The sequence below is a fragment of the Microvirga pakistanensis genome (genome assembly GCF_004458765.1).
GTDB classification, from domain to species: domain Bacteria; phylum Pseudomonadota; class Alphaproteobacteria; order Rhizobiales; family Beijerinckiaceae; genus Microvirga; species Microvirga pakistanensis.
Window position 1 is genome coordinate 62,468 of the sequence record NZ_SPJX01000332.1, and the last position, 15,407, is coordinate 77,874.

A 15,407-nucleotide genomic window follows, 5' to 3' on the forward strand; every position below is an offset into this window, starting at 1 on the left:
GGCGCCCGGCGTCAAGCATTCCATGCGCAACTGCCCCAAAAGTCCAGGACTCGCCCGTGGCGGTTCCTGTTGAAAAAGCGCGCCGGGAGGCCTTCCGCAATTGGGGGCGCCGCCCTAGGCTTAGGCTTCCTTCAGTGTTCAAGGGGCTGCATGATCGACCCGCAAATATCCGAATGGATCAGCCAGATCCTGCGCTGGACCCACGTGATCACGGCCATCGCCTGGATCGGTTCGTCCTTCTATTTCATCCATCTGGATCTGAGCCTGAAGAAGCGGGAGGGCCTGCCGGAAGGCGTCGGCGGCGAGGCCTGGCAGGTTCACGGCGGCGGCTTCTACAACATGCGCAAATATCTCGTTGCGCCTCCGGAACTGCCGAAGGAGCTCACCTGGTTCAAATGGGAGAGCTACTCCACCTGGATCAGCGGCTTCTTCCTGATCGTCTGGGTCTATTATCTCCAGGCCGACCTCTACACGATCGATCCGGCGGTGCGCGCCCTCGCCCCCTGGCAGGCGCCCGCTATCGGCATCGGGGGAATCCTGGTGAGTTGGTTGGTGTACGAGGGGCTGTGCCGGTCGCCCCTCGGCAAGAACGGGCTTGTGCTCGGCTTCGTGCTCTTCGCCTATATCCTGCTCGCGGCCTTCGCCTTCACGCAGGTTTTCAACGGACGCGCCGCCTTCCTCCATACGGGCGCGATGATCGCCACCTGGATGTCGGCGAGCGTCTTCTTCGTCATCATCCCGAACCAGAAGAAAGTGGTGTCCACCCTGCTGGCTGGCGGATCACCGGACCCCAGGCTCGGGCAGGAAGCAAAGCTGCGCTCGACGCACAACAACTACCTGACCCTGCCCGTCATCTTCCTGATGCTGTCGAACCATTACCCGCTGGCCTGGTCGTCGCGCTATGCGGTGGGGATCATCGGCTTGATCCTGATCGCCGGCGCGGTGATCCGGCACTTCTTCAACAGCCAGCATGCGGGCAAGGGCTCGCCCTGGTGGACATGGGGTATTGCTGCGGCCTCCATCGCGCTCGCGATCTGGCTCTCGATCATTGGCAAGCCCGGCAGCGAGACCGTGGCGGATGCGTCAGCGGCCGCAGAACCCGCGGCCGCCTTCGAGGAGGCCACGCTCGCCATCCAATCCCGCTGCTCCATGTGCCATGCGGCGGCACCTGTCTGGGAGGGCATCCCCGTCGCGCCCAAGGGCGTGCGGCTCGACACGCCCGAGGAGATCGCCCGCCATGCGGAGCCCATCAGGATCCAGGCGGTGCTCACCCACGCCATGCCGCCCAACAACATCACCGAGATGACCCCGGACGAGCGCAAGGCCGTCGCCACCTGGCTGGCGAGCCGCGAGACCGCTACGCGTTGAACCCTGTGCACCCCCGCACCAAGACTATGTCGATGGAGGATTCCCGATGTCCGAGCTCAGCCTCAAGACCGCCCAGACCATTGCCGAAGCGACCCTAAAGACCGCGCGGGAGAAGGCTTTCAAGCCGCTGTCCGTCGTGGTCTATGATGCGCGCGGCGCCCTGCGGGCCCTCCTGTCCGAGGACGGCACGAGCCTCAAGCGCGCCGAGATCGCCATGGGCAAGGCCTATGGCGCATTGTCCCTCGGCGTCGGCTCGCGGGCTCTCCACAAGATGGCGACGGACCGCCCCTATTTCGTCGCCGCCGCCACCCATGCCGTGGGCGGGCAGCTCGTGCCTGTGCCGGGAGGCGTGCTGATCAAGAACGCACAGGATCAGATCCTCGGAGCCGTCGGCGTGTCCGGGGACACCTCGGACAATGACGAGATCGCTGCCGCAGGCGGAATCCAGGCCGCGGGCCTGGTCTTCGACGCGGGCGCCTGAATGTCGCCATAGCCAAGCCCTTGGCAACCCTGGGTTACAGAAACGGTCCGCGGATAGGACTGGACACGAACGGTTGATTGATCAACTAATGGGACAAGGTTACTGCCATATCGGCTCTGACCGAGACATTCTAAGACCCTAAGATATAAACCAGAAAGGGAACGCGTCCGATGTCATCATGGATCAAACGTACGGCGCTTGCTGCCGTCGCCACGGCCGCCCTCATGGGTGCCATGGGCGCCGCTTCGGCCGAGGTGGTCTACAACCGCGGGAACCTTGGCGAACCGGAAACGCTGGACACCCACAAGACCTCGACGGTGCAGGAAGCTCATATCCTGCGCGACATGCTCGAAGGCCTCGTCGCCTACAACGCGAAGGGCGAAGCCGTTCCCGGGCAGGCGGAGAAGTGGGAGGTCAGCGACGACGGCAAGACTTATCGCTTTACGCTGCGTCAGGGCCTGAAGTGGTCGAACGGCGATCCGGTCACGGCCGAAGACTTCGTCTTTTCCTACCGCCGCATCATGGATCCGGCCACGGGCGCGAAATATGCGAATATCCTGTACCCGATCAAGAACTCCGAGAAAATCAACAAGGGCCAGGGCAAGCCTGAAGAGCTCGGGGTGAAGGCGGTCGACGCCAGGACCGTCGAAATCACCCTCGAGGCTCCCACGCCCTATTTCATCGAGCTGCTCACCCACCAGACCAGCCTGCCCGTGCACAAGGCCTCCGTCGAGAAATTCGGCAAGGATTTCGTGAAGCCCGGCAACATGGTGTCCAACGGCGCCTACAAGCTCGTCGAGTTCGCTCCGAACTCCCACATCAAGCTCGCGAAAAACGAGAACTACTGGGATGCGAAGAACGTTCAGATCGACACGGTGAACTTCATCCCGCATCCGGATCTCGCCGCCGCCGTGCGCCGCTACGAGGCGGGCGAGCTCGATTCCATGGACGAGCTTCCGGCCGATCAGATCAAGTCGCTCAAGGAGCGCTTCAAGGACCAGGTCAAGCTCGGTCCCTATCTCGGCACCTGGTTCTTCGTCGTCAACTCCTCCAAGGCTCCGTTCAACGACGTGCGCGTGCGTCAGGCCTTGTCCATGGCGATCGACCGCGAATTTATCGCGGGCGAGATCTGGGGCCAGACCATGCAGCCGGGCTATTCCTTCATGCCGCCAGGCGTGGGCAATTACGGCGAGCCGGCTTACATGGAGTACAAGGACCAGTCGCCGATCGACCGGGAGGACAAGGCCAAGGCCCTCCTCCAGGAGGCAGGCTTCGGGGCGGGCAAGCCCCTGAAGGTCCAGATCCGCTATAACACCACGGACAACAACCGCAACTCGGTCATCGCGATCGCAGACCAGTGGAAGCAGATCGGTGTCGAGACGTCGTTCATCAACACGGACGGCAAGACCCACTTCGCCCACCTTCGCGACGGCGGCGACTTCGACATCGCGCGCTACGGCTGGATCGCCGACTATTCGGACCCGAACAACTTCCTGTTCCTGGTCAAGAGCGACAACAAAGGCTTCAACTACGGCAAGTACAACAGTCCGGAGTTCGACAAGCTTCTCGATGACGCCGCCAAGGAACTGGACCTCAAGAAGCGCGCCGACATGATGAAGAAGGCGGAGGCTATCCTGATGAAGGACATGCCCTGGATCCCGATCATGTACTACGGCAAGAGCAACCTGATCTCGCCGAAGATCAAGGGCTTCGTCCAGAACACCCGCGGCGTCTATCCGTCGCGCTTCCTCTCGAAGGCGCAGTAAAATAAAGAGCCGGAACAGGGCGGTCTGATCTTCAGACCGCCCTATTCTTTTATCTGTTATCGCGTTTCAGCGGAGGAGCCCGCCGTGCTCTCCTTCATCGCCCGCCGGTTCCTGTCGGCCATTCCGACGCTGTTCATCATCGTCACGATTTCGTTCTTCCTGATCCGGCTTGCGCCCGGCGGCCCGTTCGATCTCGAACGCCCGCTTGAAGCGAAGGTGATGGAGAACCTCAACCGGATCTACCAGCTCGACAAGCCGCTGATCGAGCAATACTGGCTCTACCTGAGCGCCGTCATGCAGGGCGATTTCGGCCCCTCCTTCATTCTGCGCGACTTCTCGGTGGCCGAGCTCTTTGCCCGGGGCCTGCCGGTTTCCATGACCCTTGGAGCCCTCGCCCTGTCGCTGGCGGTGCTCCTCGGCGGAACCCTTGGCACCGTTGCGGCGCTGCGCCAGAACAGCGCCATCGACTACCTAGTCACCGGCATGGGGGCGCTCGGCCTGACGATCCCGAATTTCGTGGTCGCTCCCATCCTCCAGCTCGTCTTCGGCCTCGCCCTCGCGATGCTGCCCGTGGGCGGCTGGGCCGAGGGCAATCCGCGCAACATGATCATGCCGGTCATCGTGCTGGCCCTGCCCCAGATCGCCGTCGTCGCGCGCATGACACGCGCAGCCATGATCGAGAACCTGCGCTCCAACCATATTCGCACTCTGCGCTCGCTCGGCCTGCCGACGCGGACCATCGTGGCTCATGCCCTGCGCGGCGCGGCGCTGCCGGTCGTGTCCTATCTCGGCCCTGCCGCCGCCGCCCTGCTCACCGGTTCGGTGGTGGTCGAGACGATCTTCGGCCTTCCCGGCATCGGCCGCTATTTCGTCGAAGGCGCTCTCAACCGCGACTACACGCTCGTCATGGGCACGGTCGTGGTCGTGGCCGTCTTCGTCCTGTTGTTCAACCTCGTGGTCGATATCGTCTACGCGCTGATCGATCCACGCATCCGTTACGATTGAGTGTCATCATGGCTGAAGGCGCTGTTCTTCCTGTCGAAACCATGACCGGGCCCGTCGTCACGGGCCGCTCCCTCTGGGCGGAGGCCCGGGGACGCCTCGTCCGCAACCGGGCCGCCCTCGCCAGCATCATCGTGCTCGGCCTGATCGCGCTGGCCTGCATTGTCGGACCCTTCTTCACAGGCCATCCGTTCGATCGGGTCTATACGGATTACGTGAAGGTGCCCGCCAGCCTCGAGGCCTACCCGAAGCCGGACCAGATCGAGCCTCAGATCGAGCGCATCGGCGCACGGGTACGGGCCAAGGCCGAGAACATCAGCACCGACGACGGCACCGTGCGTCTCACCCTCGTGAGCACGAGCGCCCGCCCCATCGACGAGCGGCTGCTCGCCTATTTCGAGCGCTCGGACCTCTTCGGCACCGCCCGGGTGGTGGACCGTCAGGAGGAGGGCCGCAGGCTCATCGTCGACGTTCCGGTGAAGCAGCAATACTTCTACTTCGGAACCGACACGAACGGACGCGATCTTCTGACCCGCACCATGAAGGCCGGCCAGATCTCCCTCTCCATCGGCCTGCTCGCCACCTTCGTGGCAATCCTCATCGGCGTGATCTACGGAGCGACTTCGGGCTATCTCGGCGGGCGCGTCGACCTCGTGATGATGCGCATCGTCGACATTCTCTATTCGCTGCCCTTCATCTTCTTCGTGATCATGCTGGTCGTCTTCTTCGGCCGCAACTTCATCCTGATGTTCATCGCGGTCGGAGCGGTGGAGTGGCTCGACATGGCCCGTATCGTGCGTGGCCAGACTCTCTCGATCAAGCGCCAGGAATACGTGCAGGCCGCGGAGGCGCTCGGCGTCGAGACCAAGGGCATCATCCGCCGCCACGTGATCCCGAACACGCTGGGGCCCGTCGTGGTCTACATGACGCTGCTCGTGCCCAAGGTGATCCTCTTGGAGAGCTTCCTCTCGTTCCTCGGCCTCGGCGTGCAGGAGCCCAATACCAGCCTCGGCGTCCTGATCTCCGAGGGCGCCAAGAACATCCAGGGCGCCACCTGGATGCTGCTCTACCCGTCCATCACCCTTGTCGCGATCCTGTTCTGCCTCAACTTCATCGGCGACGGCTTGCGCGATGCTCTCGACCCGAAGGATCGGTGACATGGCCGAACCCGTTCTGTCCGTCCGCAACCTTCACGTCCGCTTCCGCACCGGCGACGGCATTCTCCATGCGGTGAAGGGCATCGACCTCGACATCCCGGCCGGCGAGACCGTGGCGATCGTGGGCGAGTCGGGCTCAGGCAAGAGCCAGACCATGATGTCCGTCATGGGGTTGCTCGCATCCAACGGCTGGGCCGAAGGCTCGGTGACCTATCGTGGGAAGGAACTGATCGGCCTTTCCCCCGACAGGCTCAACGCCTATCGCGGCTCGAAGCTCACCATGATCTTCCAGGAGCCGATGACCTCGCTCGACCCGCTCTACCGGATCGGCGACCAGCTCGCACTGCCCCTGATGACCCACGGCAAGATGAGCAGGGCGGCCGCGCGCAAGCGCGCCATCGAGCTCCTGGAGCTGGTGCGGATCCCCGATCCGGCCCGCCGCATCGATGCCTATCCGCACGAGATGTCCGGCGGTCAGCGCCAGCGCGTGATGATCGCCATGGCGCTCGCCAACAATCCGGACGTGCTGATCGCCGACGAGCCGACCACTGCTCTCGACGTGACGGTTCAGGCGCAGATCCTCGCATTGCTGCGCGACCTTCAGAAGCGTCTCGGCATGTCCATCGTGTTCATCACCCACGATCTCGGCATCGTGCGCCGTTTCGCGGACCGCACCTATGTGATGAAGCGCGGCGAAGTCGTGGAGAGCGGAACCACGGCGGACATTTTCGCGTCCCCCAAGCATCCCTACACCCAGATGCTGATCGACGCGGAGCCGCGGGGCCGCAAGGAACCCGCGCCAACTGGCGCGCCCGTCGTTCTGGACGCCAGGAACATCCAGGTGACGTTTGCCCTCGAGAAGAACCTGTTCGGCAAGACCACCCACATCCTCCGCGCGGTCGACGATGTCAGCCTCGCCGTGCGGGCCGGGGAAACGGTGGGGATCGTGGGCGAGTCGGGCTCCGGCAAGTCCACCCTCGGGCGCGCGATCCTGAAACTGCAGCCTGCCTCCGGAATGGTGCGGTTCGAGGATCGCAACCTCATGCCCCTCGACCGTTCCGGCATGCGCCCCCTGCGCCGGCATCTGCAGCTCGTCTTCCAGGATCCTTTCGGCTCCCTCTCGCCGCGCATGACGGCGGGCGAGATCGTCACAGAAGGCCTTCTCGTCCACGAGCCGAGCATCTCCCGCAAGGAGCGAGACCGCCGGGCGGCCCAGGCCTTCGAGGAGGTGCAGCTCGATCCGGCGTGGCGCAACCGCTTCCCGCATGAATTCTCCGGCGGCCAGCGCCAGCGCATCGCGATCGCCCGCGCCATGATCCTGCATCCGAAGCTCGTGGTGCTCGACGAGCCGACCTCGGCCCTCGACCGCTCCGTGCAGAAGGAGATCGTGGAGCTGCTGCGCAACCTGCAGAAAGCCCATGGCCTCGCCTATCTGTTCATCAGCCACGACCTCGCGGTCGTGCGGGCCTTGTCGGATGAGATCATGGTCATGAAGACCGGCAAGGTGGTGGAGCGCGGCACGGCCGAGGACATCTTCGAGCGCCCTCGGGAGGCCTATACCCGCGACCTGATCGCCGCCGCCTTCCTGACCGAGCGCGACAACACCGAAACCAGGAGCCAGCCCCTGGCCTCCTGAGCCCTGGAACCGAACACCACCGCGCGGATTTGACTCCGCGCCATGGCAAAGCTCGCTTCCTACCGCTCCAAGCGCGACTTCACCAGAACCTCCGAGCCGGAGGGCAAGACAGCACGGCGCAAGGGCTCGTCCTTCGTCGTCCAGAAGCACGACGCCTCCCGCCTGCATTACGATTTTCGCCTGGAGCTCGACGGTGTCCTGAAGAGCTGGGCCGTGGCGAAGGGCCCGAGCCTCGTCAAGGGCGAGAAGCGTCTCGCGGTCCAAGTGGAGGATCACCCGCTCGCCTATGCGGATTTCGAGGGCACGATCCCCGAGGGGCAATATGGCGGCGGAACGGTCCTTGTCTGGGACCGGGGCACCTGGGAGCCGGAGGGCGATCCCCAGAAGGGATATGACGAGGGCCGCCTCACCTTCCGCCTCGACGGCGAGAAGCTCCATGGCACATGGCATCTGATCCGCATGGCGAAGCGCCCGCGCGAACGCCAGGAATCCTGGCTGCTGATCAAGGCCGACGACCCCTATGCCCGCACCGAGGACGTCCCGGACATCCTCGAAGAGGAGCCCCTCTCCGTGAAATCAGGCCGGTCCATCGAGGAGATCGCCCCCACCCGCAGAGCCGCGAAAGGCACGGCGAAGCGAAAGACAGCCTCGAAGAAGGCCGCTGCCCCTCCGGTGGAGAAGCGCGCGTCTCCCGCAAAGCGCACAGCCACCGCCAAAGCTGCCAAGGCGAGCGACGTCGCGGTTGCCGGCATTCCCCTCACCCATCCCGAGCGGGTGCTCTGGGAGGATCAGGGGCTGACCAAGCAGGAACTCGCGGAGTTCTACGCAGGCGTCGCCGAATGGCTCCTGCCCCATCTTGTCGACCGCCCCCTGACCCTGATCCGCTGCCCTTCGGGGGCGCAGAAGAAATGCTTCGTCCAGCGCCATTCCTGGGCGGGCATGAATTACGCCATTCACAGCACCATGGTGCCGGATACGTCGGGCAAGCTGGAGGTGCTGACCGTCACCGACATCCAGGGCGTCGTGGCCCTCGTCCAATCGGGCGTGCTGGAACTGCACGTCTGGGGGGCGACAATGAAGGATCTGGAGCGCCCGGATCGGCTGATCTTCGACCTCGATCCCGGAGAGGGCGTGGAGTGGACCCAAGTGATCGAAGGCGCGCTCGCGATCCGTGAGCGCCTCAAGGCGCTCGGCCTCGAGACTTTCGTGAAGACCACGGGAGGCAAGGGCCTCCATGTGGTGGCGCCTCTGAGGCCCAAGGCAGCCTGGAAGGATGCCCTGGACTTCGCCCGCAATATGGCGGAAGCCATGGCGACGGACGAGCCGGATCGCTACACCACCACCTCGGTCAAGAACGAGCGGAAAGCTAAGATCTTCATCGATTACCTGCGCAACAACCGGGAGGCGTCCGCAGTCGCTCCCTATTCGAGCCGCTCGCGTCCCGGCGCGCCCGTGGCGACGCCGGTTGCCTGGGAGGAGCTGACGCCGGATCTCAAGCCCAACAGCTTCACGGTCCCGAACCTGGGCCAGCGCTTGTCATCCTTGAGAGAGGATCCATGGGCGCGGATGGCTCAGGTCGATCAGGTATTGCCCGAGGTGAAGCGCCCGAAGCGCGCCTCTCAGAAGAAGGGCGACTGAATTCCCTCGACTCGCAAGGCCTCCTGCACGGCAGGGCGCGCGAGGACCCGTTCGGCCAGTGCGTTCAGGTTCGGGAGCATTCGCGGCGGGCGCGGCATGCCCCGCCCCCAGCGTATCAGCATGAACAGGAAGAGATCCGCGGCGGAAAAGCGATCCCCGAGGAGCCACGTCCTGTCGCCGAGCTGTTCGGAAATGACGTCGAACATCCGGTAGAGCCGCTGCTCGGCAGCCTGTTTGGCGGCAGGCACGGCCGTCTCTTCGCTGACATGCTCATGCGGATAGAACCAAGCCCGATACTCCGCCTGCGGCGTGTTCGTCAGATGGATCATCCACTTGTAGAACTCCGCACGCTCACGGGTTCCCACCTCCGGGGCAAGGCCGGCCTGGGGGAATTTGTCGACGAGATGGAGCGCGATGGCGGCGGTCTCGAACAACACGAGATCGCCGTCGATCAGCACGGGAATGCGGCCGTTCGGATTGAGGCTCAGGTAGTCCGCGCTTTTTTGCGCATTGTTGCCCCGGTCGACGAGACGCGTCTCGAAAGGTACCCCGGTTTCCCGCAGCATCATATGCGGAAGCAGGCTGGCATTGCCGGGATAATAATAGAGCGCCAACATCGGGAGGAGCCTTTCGTGAGCGGAACTTCATTCGTAGAAAGCGGGCCGCGTTTCGTAAAGATCCCCGCCTGCTCCGTCCCAACCTTCCTTTCGCAGGCAACCGCCCTATCGTCCTGAAGAGGTTTTGGGAGACCCGGAAATGACGGAACTGGAGCGCAGCATCATCGCGAAAGTGCGGGTGGCGCCGGGAGAGCGCGTCCGATTGACGGAGCGCGACACGCGCGATTCCAGCCTCTTCGGCGGCGAGAAAGACACCAAGGCGGCAACCGCCGCCCTCGCGAAGGACATCGACGCCTTGCAGGACCGGCTCTATGCGGAAGGCTCGCGCGCGCTGCTCGTGATCCTCCAGGGCACCGACACGTCGGGCAAAGACGGAACCATCCGCACCGTGTTCAATGCCACGGGGCCGCTGGGCGTCACGGTGACCCCCTTCGGGGTTCCCACAAGAACGGAGCTGGCGCACGATTATCTCTGGCGGGTTCATGCCGCCTGCCCTCGCCGGGGCACCATCGGCATCTTCAACCGTTCGCATTACGAGAGCGTGCTCGTGGAGAAGGTGCGCAACCTCTCGCCGCCGGACATCGTCGAGCAGCGGTATGACCAGATCAATGCCTTCGAGAAACACCTTGTCGAGAACGGCACGACCATTCTCAAATTCATGCTGCATATTTCGAAAGACGAGCAGAAGGAACGGCTTCAGGAGCGTCTCGACGACCCCCAAAAGCACTGGAAGTTCAACCCGGGCGATCTCGAAGACCGGATCTACTGGGACGCGTACCAGGACGCCTACGAGACCATGCTGGAGCGCTGTTCCACGCATCATGCGCCCTGGCATGTCATTCCGGCCGACCGCAAATGGGTTCGCAATGCAGCCATTGCCACGATCGTCAAAGCCACCCTCGAGGACATGAACCCGCAATATCCGAAGGTGCAGTGGCAGCCCGACGAATTCACGATCTCATAAGGGGGATGGCGCTTTCGTCGAAAGCTCTTGCCGAGGCGGGCCCGGCGAGCGACAATAATCTTATGAAAAGCATTCTCGTTCCGATCGAAGATCATGGCCAAATCGAGAGCCAGCTTGAGCTGGCTCTCCTCCTGGGCCGAGCCTTTGACAGCTATATCGAGGGGCTGGCGATCACCCCCGATTATCCCGTGGTTCTGCCGGTCGACATCGCCATCGGCGTTCCCTCGCCCCTTACGCCCGAAAACCGCCTGGACATGGCACGCATCTGCCGCGAGCGTTTCGAAGGCTTCATGACCTCCAAGCAGATCCCGCGCGCGTCCGCAGGCCTTCCAGGTCTGAGCTTCGGTTGGCGTCAGGATGGTCTGATGGAGGATGCATTCCTGGGTGCTTACGGCCGGGTGTTCGACACCATCGTCGTCGGCAGGCCGGATGGTTCGGACGGCCAGACACGCCTGTCCACGGTGGAGGCGGCCCTGTTCGAAACGGGCCATCCGGTCATGATCGCTCCGCCGATTCCGCCAAAGACCTTCGGCGAAGTGGCCGTGATCGCCTGGAACCGGAGCACCGAAACCGCACGCGCCGTTCTCGGCGCCATGCCTCTGCTGAGGAGAGCGCGGCGCGTCATCGTTCTGGAACTGGAAGATTGGGGGGTTCCCGGTCCCTCGGGGTCCGAACTCGCCCGCTCCTTGCGGATGCACGATATTCCCGCCGAGGCCATGACGGCTCCCGACCCGTCGGACAGGCCCGGCGAGACCATCCTGACCGAATGTGCCGCTCTCGGCTGCGACCTCCTGGTCAAGGGCGCCTATACCCAGAGCCGCCTGAGGCAGATGTTCTTCGGCGGGGCGACCAGCCATATTCTGAGCAACACCACGATGCCCGTGCTGATGGCCCACTAGAGCTGTTTCCACGGGCGTGGAATCATTTCTCTTCTTTGGTGTACCGCGTTTTTGGACGGCGAACCGGGTCCACTTCGCCGCAAAATGCTCGGGGAATGGGGAGTTCACGATGTTTCGCGATGTGGCTGTCGTCCTGGACGAGCGCTTCCGCCGCCTGTTCATCCCGTCCGCCCGGCTCGAAAAGCTCGCGGAAGGATGCCGCTGGGCGGAAGGCCCCGCCTACTTTCCGGCGGGACGCTATCTGGTCTGGAGCGACATTCCCAACGACCGCATGATGCGGTTCGACGAGACCTCGAACGCGGTGAGCGTCTTTCGTGCCCCGTCGGGCCATTCCAACGGCAATACGGTCGACCGCCAGGGGCGCCTGGTCACCTGCGAGCATGGCAACCGGCGTGTGACACGCACGGAGCATGACGGATCCATCACGGTGATCGCCAGCCACTACGAGGGCAAGCGCTTCAACAGTCCCAACGACGCGGTGGTGAAGTCGGACGGATCGATCTGGTTCACGGATCCGGCCTATGGAATCGATTCCGACTACGAAGGCCACAAGGCGGAGAGCGAGATCGGCGCCTGCCATGTCTACAGGATCGACCCGCACAGCGGCTCCGTCAGCATCGTCGCCGACGACTTCGTCCGCCCGAACGGCATCGCCTTCTCCCCGGACGAGAAGCGCCTGTACGTCGTCGACACGGGGGCAACCCATGTCGACGGCGGGCCCCGCCATATCCGCGTCTTCGACGTGGGCGAGAACGGCCGTCTCACGGGCGGAGACATCTTTGCCACCTGCACCAGCGGCCTCTTCGACGGCTTCCGGCTGGACGAGGCCGGGCGGATCTGGACGAGCGCGGGAGACGGGGTGCATTGCTACGACAGCGACGGCACCCTCATCGGCAAGATCCTCGTTCCGGAAGTGGTGGCGAACGTGGTTTTCGGGGGCGTCAAGCGCAACCGGCTCTATATCTGCGCCACGACGTCCCTGTACTCGATCCTGCTCCCGGTGAACGGGGCGAAGACCTTCTAGAGCATTTTTCGGCGAAGTGACCCGGTTCACCGGCAAAAATGCGGCACACCAAAGAAAAGAGGTGATTCCACGCCCGTGGAAACAGCTCTAGTCATCGACCCCCGAGCGTCCCTCGATCGTCATGAGGGTGGCCATGAGGACGGCCACGAGCCTCTCCTGCGCGTCGCGCTCGGCAAAGACGTCGGCTTGCGCCAGCGTGAGCGTGCGCCCCGCCTTGACCACCCTGCCCCGCGCCACGATGCGATCCCCCATGGCGGGCGCCAGAAGGTTGATCTTGAACTCGGCCGTGAGCACACCCGCTCCGGGCGGCATCAGGGTCAAGGCCGCATAGCCGGCGGCCGAATCGGCAATGCTCGCGACGGCTCCCGCATGCACGAAACCATGTTGCTGCGACACGGCATGGGTCGGGCTCAAAAGGATCTCCACCGCTCCAGGAGCGACGCGGACGATGGAGGCTCCCAGCGTGTCCATGAGGCCCTGCTTGGCGAAACTCGTCCGCACCCGCGCCTCGAAGTTCGGATCTGCCGGTACCGGATCACCCATGTTCCCGCCTCTGCTGCCCGGCTCATTAAGACAGCTTCCAGCCCTCTTGTGAATTCTTCGGGCTTCGATCATGTATGCCGACCATGAATCAGGCTGTTTCCAAATCTGCCCGACGGGTGCGTTCGGGTGCGCTGGTCGGGATCGGCCTGATGCTGCTCGGCACGTTTCTGTTTTCCGTGAACGACGTCATGGGCAAGTGGCTCGTGGCCACCTATTCCGTGGGACAGGTCCTGCTCCTGCGCGGCCTCGCGGCGCTGGCCGTTCTTCTCCCGATCATGCGGCAGCAGAACATTCCCGTCAGGGTTCCGCCGCAGCCGGGCCTGCATGCATTCCGCATCCTGCTTTCGACGCTGGAGGTGTCCTGCTTCTACTGGGCCGTCACCTACCTGCCGCTCGCGGACGTGATGACCTATTATCTTGCAGGACCGATCTACGTCGCGGCCTTCGCCGTGTTCTGGCTGGGCGAGAGGATCGACCGGCCGCGCATTCTGGCCATCGCCGTGGGCTTCATCGGCGTCCTGATTGCCCTTCACCCGTCACCGGCGACCATTTCGTGGCCGGCCCTCATCGCGCTTGCGGGCAGCCTGTTCTACTCTCTGCTGATGATCGCGACCCGGAAGCTACGCGACACCGACGACGGGACGCTCGTTCTGGGGCAGATGCTCGGCAACGTGCTCTTCGGTATCGTCGTCGCCCCTTTCGCATGGGTCACACCGGACTGGCTGGACCTGGCAGGCCTTTTCCTCCTCGGCGTCGTTTCGATGACGGCCCATGCCTGTGTCAACCGCTCCCTGAAGATTGCTCCGGCCTCGGTCGTCGCGCCGTATCAGTATACGCTCATCGTCTGGGCCATCGTCCTCGGCTATCTTGCCTTCGGAGATATCGTCGAGTTCTGGACTCTGGTGGGAGCCGCCGTCATCTGCACCGCCGGGGTGGCGCTGCTGCTCCTCGAGCGGGAGGCCGCCCGACGCGGGCGCGAGGCCAGGGACATCGAGGAACCCGTCCTCCCGGAGGCTTGATCCAAAGACTGACCTCATCTCTCCCGCCTCCCTCGCGAACGAACTTGACAGGTCCCTCGCCGCGACCGTCAATGACGTAATAAGAACACAGAGGGAGTCCGATGCATCTCAAGCTCACGATCGCTGCCGCCACGGCAGGAATGCTTTTCGCCTCCGCGGCCATTGCCCAGGACATCAAGATCGCCCTGATCGCCGGCAAAACCGGTCCGCTCGAAGCTTACGCCAAGCAGACGGAAGCAGGCTTCATGATGGGCCTCGAATATCTCACCAAGGGCAGCATGACGCTGAACGGACGCAAGATCTCCGTCTTGGTGAAGGACGATCAGCTCAAGGCAGATCTCGCCAAGACCCTGCTGGAGCAGGCCTATAACGACGACAATGTCGACATCGCGGTCGGCACCACCTCGTCGGCCGCGGCCCTCGCGATGCTGCCGGTGGCGGAGGAGAACGGCAAGGTGCTGATCGTCGAGCCCGCCGTGGCCGATGCGATCACCGGGGACAAGTGGAACCGCTTCATCTTCCGCACCTCCCGCAACTCCACCCAGGATGCCTATGGCGCGGCGGCCGCCGTTCCGGCCAGCGGTGACGTTTCCATTGCGACCCTCGCGCAGGACTACGCCTTCGGCCGCGACGGCGTCGCGGCGCTCAAGAACGCGCTGGCGGAAATCCGCCCCAACGCGAAGGTGGTTTTCGAGGAATACGCTCCGCAGAACGCCACGGACTTCACCGCCTCGGCTCAGCGGATCTTCGACGCGCTGAAGGACAAGCCCGGCAAGAAGATCATCAACATCATCTGGGCCGGCCAGCATCCGCTGCCGAAGATCGCAGACCTGAAGCCAGAGCGCTTCGGCATCGAGATCGCGCCCGGCGGCAACATTCTGCCCGCCATGCAGATCTACAAGAACTATCCCGGCATGGAAGGGGCGATCTACTACTACTGGAACTTCCCGAAGAATGCCATGAACGACTGGCTCGTGGCCGAGCACCAGAAGCGCTACAACGCTCCGCCGGATTTCTTCACCGCAGGAGGGTTTGCCGCTGCCTCCGCCGTCGTGACGGCCATCCAGAAGGCCGGCGGCACCGATACCGAGAAGCTGATCTCGGCCATGGAGGGCATGAGCTTCGAAACCCCGAAGGGCACCATGACCTTCCGAAAGGAAGATCATCAGGCGATGCAGGCCATGTACCATTTCAAGGTCAAGGGCGACGGCAAGGATTCCAACGACCTGCTCGATCTGATCGCCACGATTCCCGCCGAGAAGATGCCGATCCCGGTTCGCAACAAGCGCTAGG

At 63.7% G+C, this 15,407-nt stretch carries 14 protein-coding genes; 12 read left to right on the plus strand and 2 right to left on the minus strand.

The genetic code is table 11. From position 1 onward, the window contains the following. The first annotated feature begins 150 nt into the window (after nt 1-150). The 7 genes from E4K09_RS17690 (at nt 151) to ligD (ending at nt 9,048) form a co-directional block, all read left to right on the plus strand. Entirely contained in the window at nt 151-1,368 is a 1,218-nt protein-coding gene (locus E4K09_RS17690; protein WP_134499107.1) for a urate hydroxylase PuuD, read from the plus strand. A 46-nt stretch (nt 1,369-1,414) separates the two neighbouring features. Beyond that, entirely contained in the window at nt 1,415-1,849 is a 435-nt protein-coding gene (locus tag E4K09_RS17695; protein ID WP_134499108.1) for a GlcG/HbpS family heme-binding protein, read from the plus strand. Nucleotides 1,850-2,019: 170 nt separating this feature from the next. Further along, complete coding sequence (locus tag E4K09_RS17700; protein WP_134499109.1) at nt 2,020-3,615, plus strand: peptide ABC transporter substrate-binding protein; 1,596 nt, start codon at nt 2,020-2,022, stop codon at nt 3,613-3,615. 84 nt (nt 3,616-3,699) lie between these two features. After that, a complete protein-coding gene (gene oppB, locus E4K09_RS17705) occupies nt 3,700-4,620 on the plus strand; it encodes an oligopeptide ABC transporter permease OppB (protein WP_134499110.1) in 921 nt (306 codons plus the stop codon). An 8-nt stretch (nt 4,621-4,628) separates the two neighbouring features. Beyond that, nucleotides 4,629-5,774, plus strand: coding sequence for an ABC transporter permease subunit (locus tag E4K09_RS17710; RefSeq protein WP_134499111.1), 1,146 nt, complete (start codon nt 4,629-4,631; stop codon nt 5,772-5,774). 1 nt (nt 5,775) lies between these two features. Beyond that, nucleotides 5,776-7,410: an ABC transporter ATP-binding protein gene (locus E4K09_RS17715; protein WP_134499112.1), complete on the plus strand. Its 1,635-nt coding sequence runs from the start codon at nt 5,776-5,778 to the stop codon at nt 7,408-7,410. 42 nt (nt 7,411-7,452) lie between these two features. Continuing rightward, nucleotides 7,453-9,048, plus strand: a complete 1,596-nt coding sequence (gene ligD / locus E4K09_RS17720) for a non-homologous end-joining DNA ligase (RefSeq protein ID WP_134499113.1) — start codon at nt 7,453-7,455, stop codon at nt 9,046-9,048. Here the strand turns inward: ligD and E4K09_RS17725 are convergent. Beyond that, entirely contained in the window at nt 9,030-9,665 is a 636-nt protein-coding gene (locus tag E4K09_RS17725) for a glutathione S-transferase family protein (RefSeq protein ID WP_134499114.1), read from the minus strand. The two genes, ligD and E4K09_RS17725, sit on opposite strands and share 19 nt — an antisense overlap. Nucleotides 9,666-9,804: 139 nt before the next feature. Here E4K09_RS17725 and E4K09_RS17730 point away from each other — a divergent pair, with 139 nt between their 5' ends. The 3 genes from E4K09_RS17730 (at nt 9,805) to E4K09_RS17740 (ending at nt 12,552) form a co-directional block, all read left to right on the plus strand. Continuing rightward, a complete protein-coding gene (locus E4K09_RS17730) occupies nt 9,805-10,629 on the plus strand; it encodes a polyphosphate kinase 2 family protein (RefSeq protein ID WP_134499115.1) in 825 nt (274 codons plus the stop codon). Nucleotides 10,630-10,691: 62 nt separating this feature from the next. Further along, nucleotides 10,692-11,528 carry a universal stress protein gene (locus tag E4K09_RS17735; RefSeq protein ID WP_166802383.1) on the plus strand — a complete coding sequence of 279 codons (837 nt, stop codon included), beginning with the start codon at nt 10,692-10,694 and terminating at the stop codon, nt 11,526-11,528. Between the two features lie 109 nt (nt 11,529-11,637). Next, a complete protein-coding gene (locus E4K09_RS17740; RefSeq protein ID WP_134499117.1) occupies nt 11,638-12,552 on the plus strand; it encodes an SMP-30/gluconolactonase/LRE family protein in 915 nt (304 codons plus the stop codon). 87 nt (nt 12,553-12,639) lie between these two features. On the opposite strand, the gene E4K09_RS17745 is transcribed toward E4K09_RS17740, so the two are convergent. Further along, a complete protein-coding gene (locus E4K09_RS17745; RefSeq protein WP_134499118.1) occupies nt 12,640-13,095 on the minus strand; it encodes a PaaI family thioesterase in 456 nt (151 codons plus the stop codon). A 74-nt stretch (nt 13,096-13,169) separates the two neighbouring features. On the opposite strand from E4K09_RS17745, the gene E4K09_RS17750 reads away from it, so the two are divergent. Then, a complete protein-coding gene (locus tag E4K09_RS17750) occupies nt 13,170-14,114 on the plus strand; it encodes a DMT family transporter (protein WP_244610568.1) in 945 nt (314 codons plus the stop codon). A 101-nt stretch (nt 14,115-14,215) separates the two neighbouring features. After that, the gene (locus tag E4K09_RS17755) at nt 14,216-15,406 is read left to right on the plus strand and encodes a substrate-binding domain-containing protein (protein ID WP_134499120.1); all 1,191 of its coding nucleotides are present in this window, start codon (nt 14,216-14,218) and stop codon (nt 15,404-15,406) included. Nucleotide 15,407 lies beyond the last annotated feature (1 nt).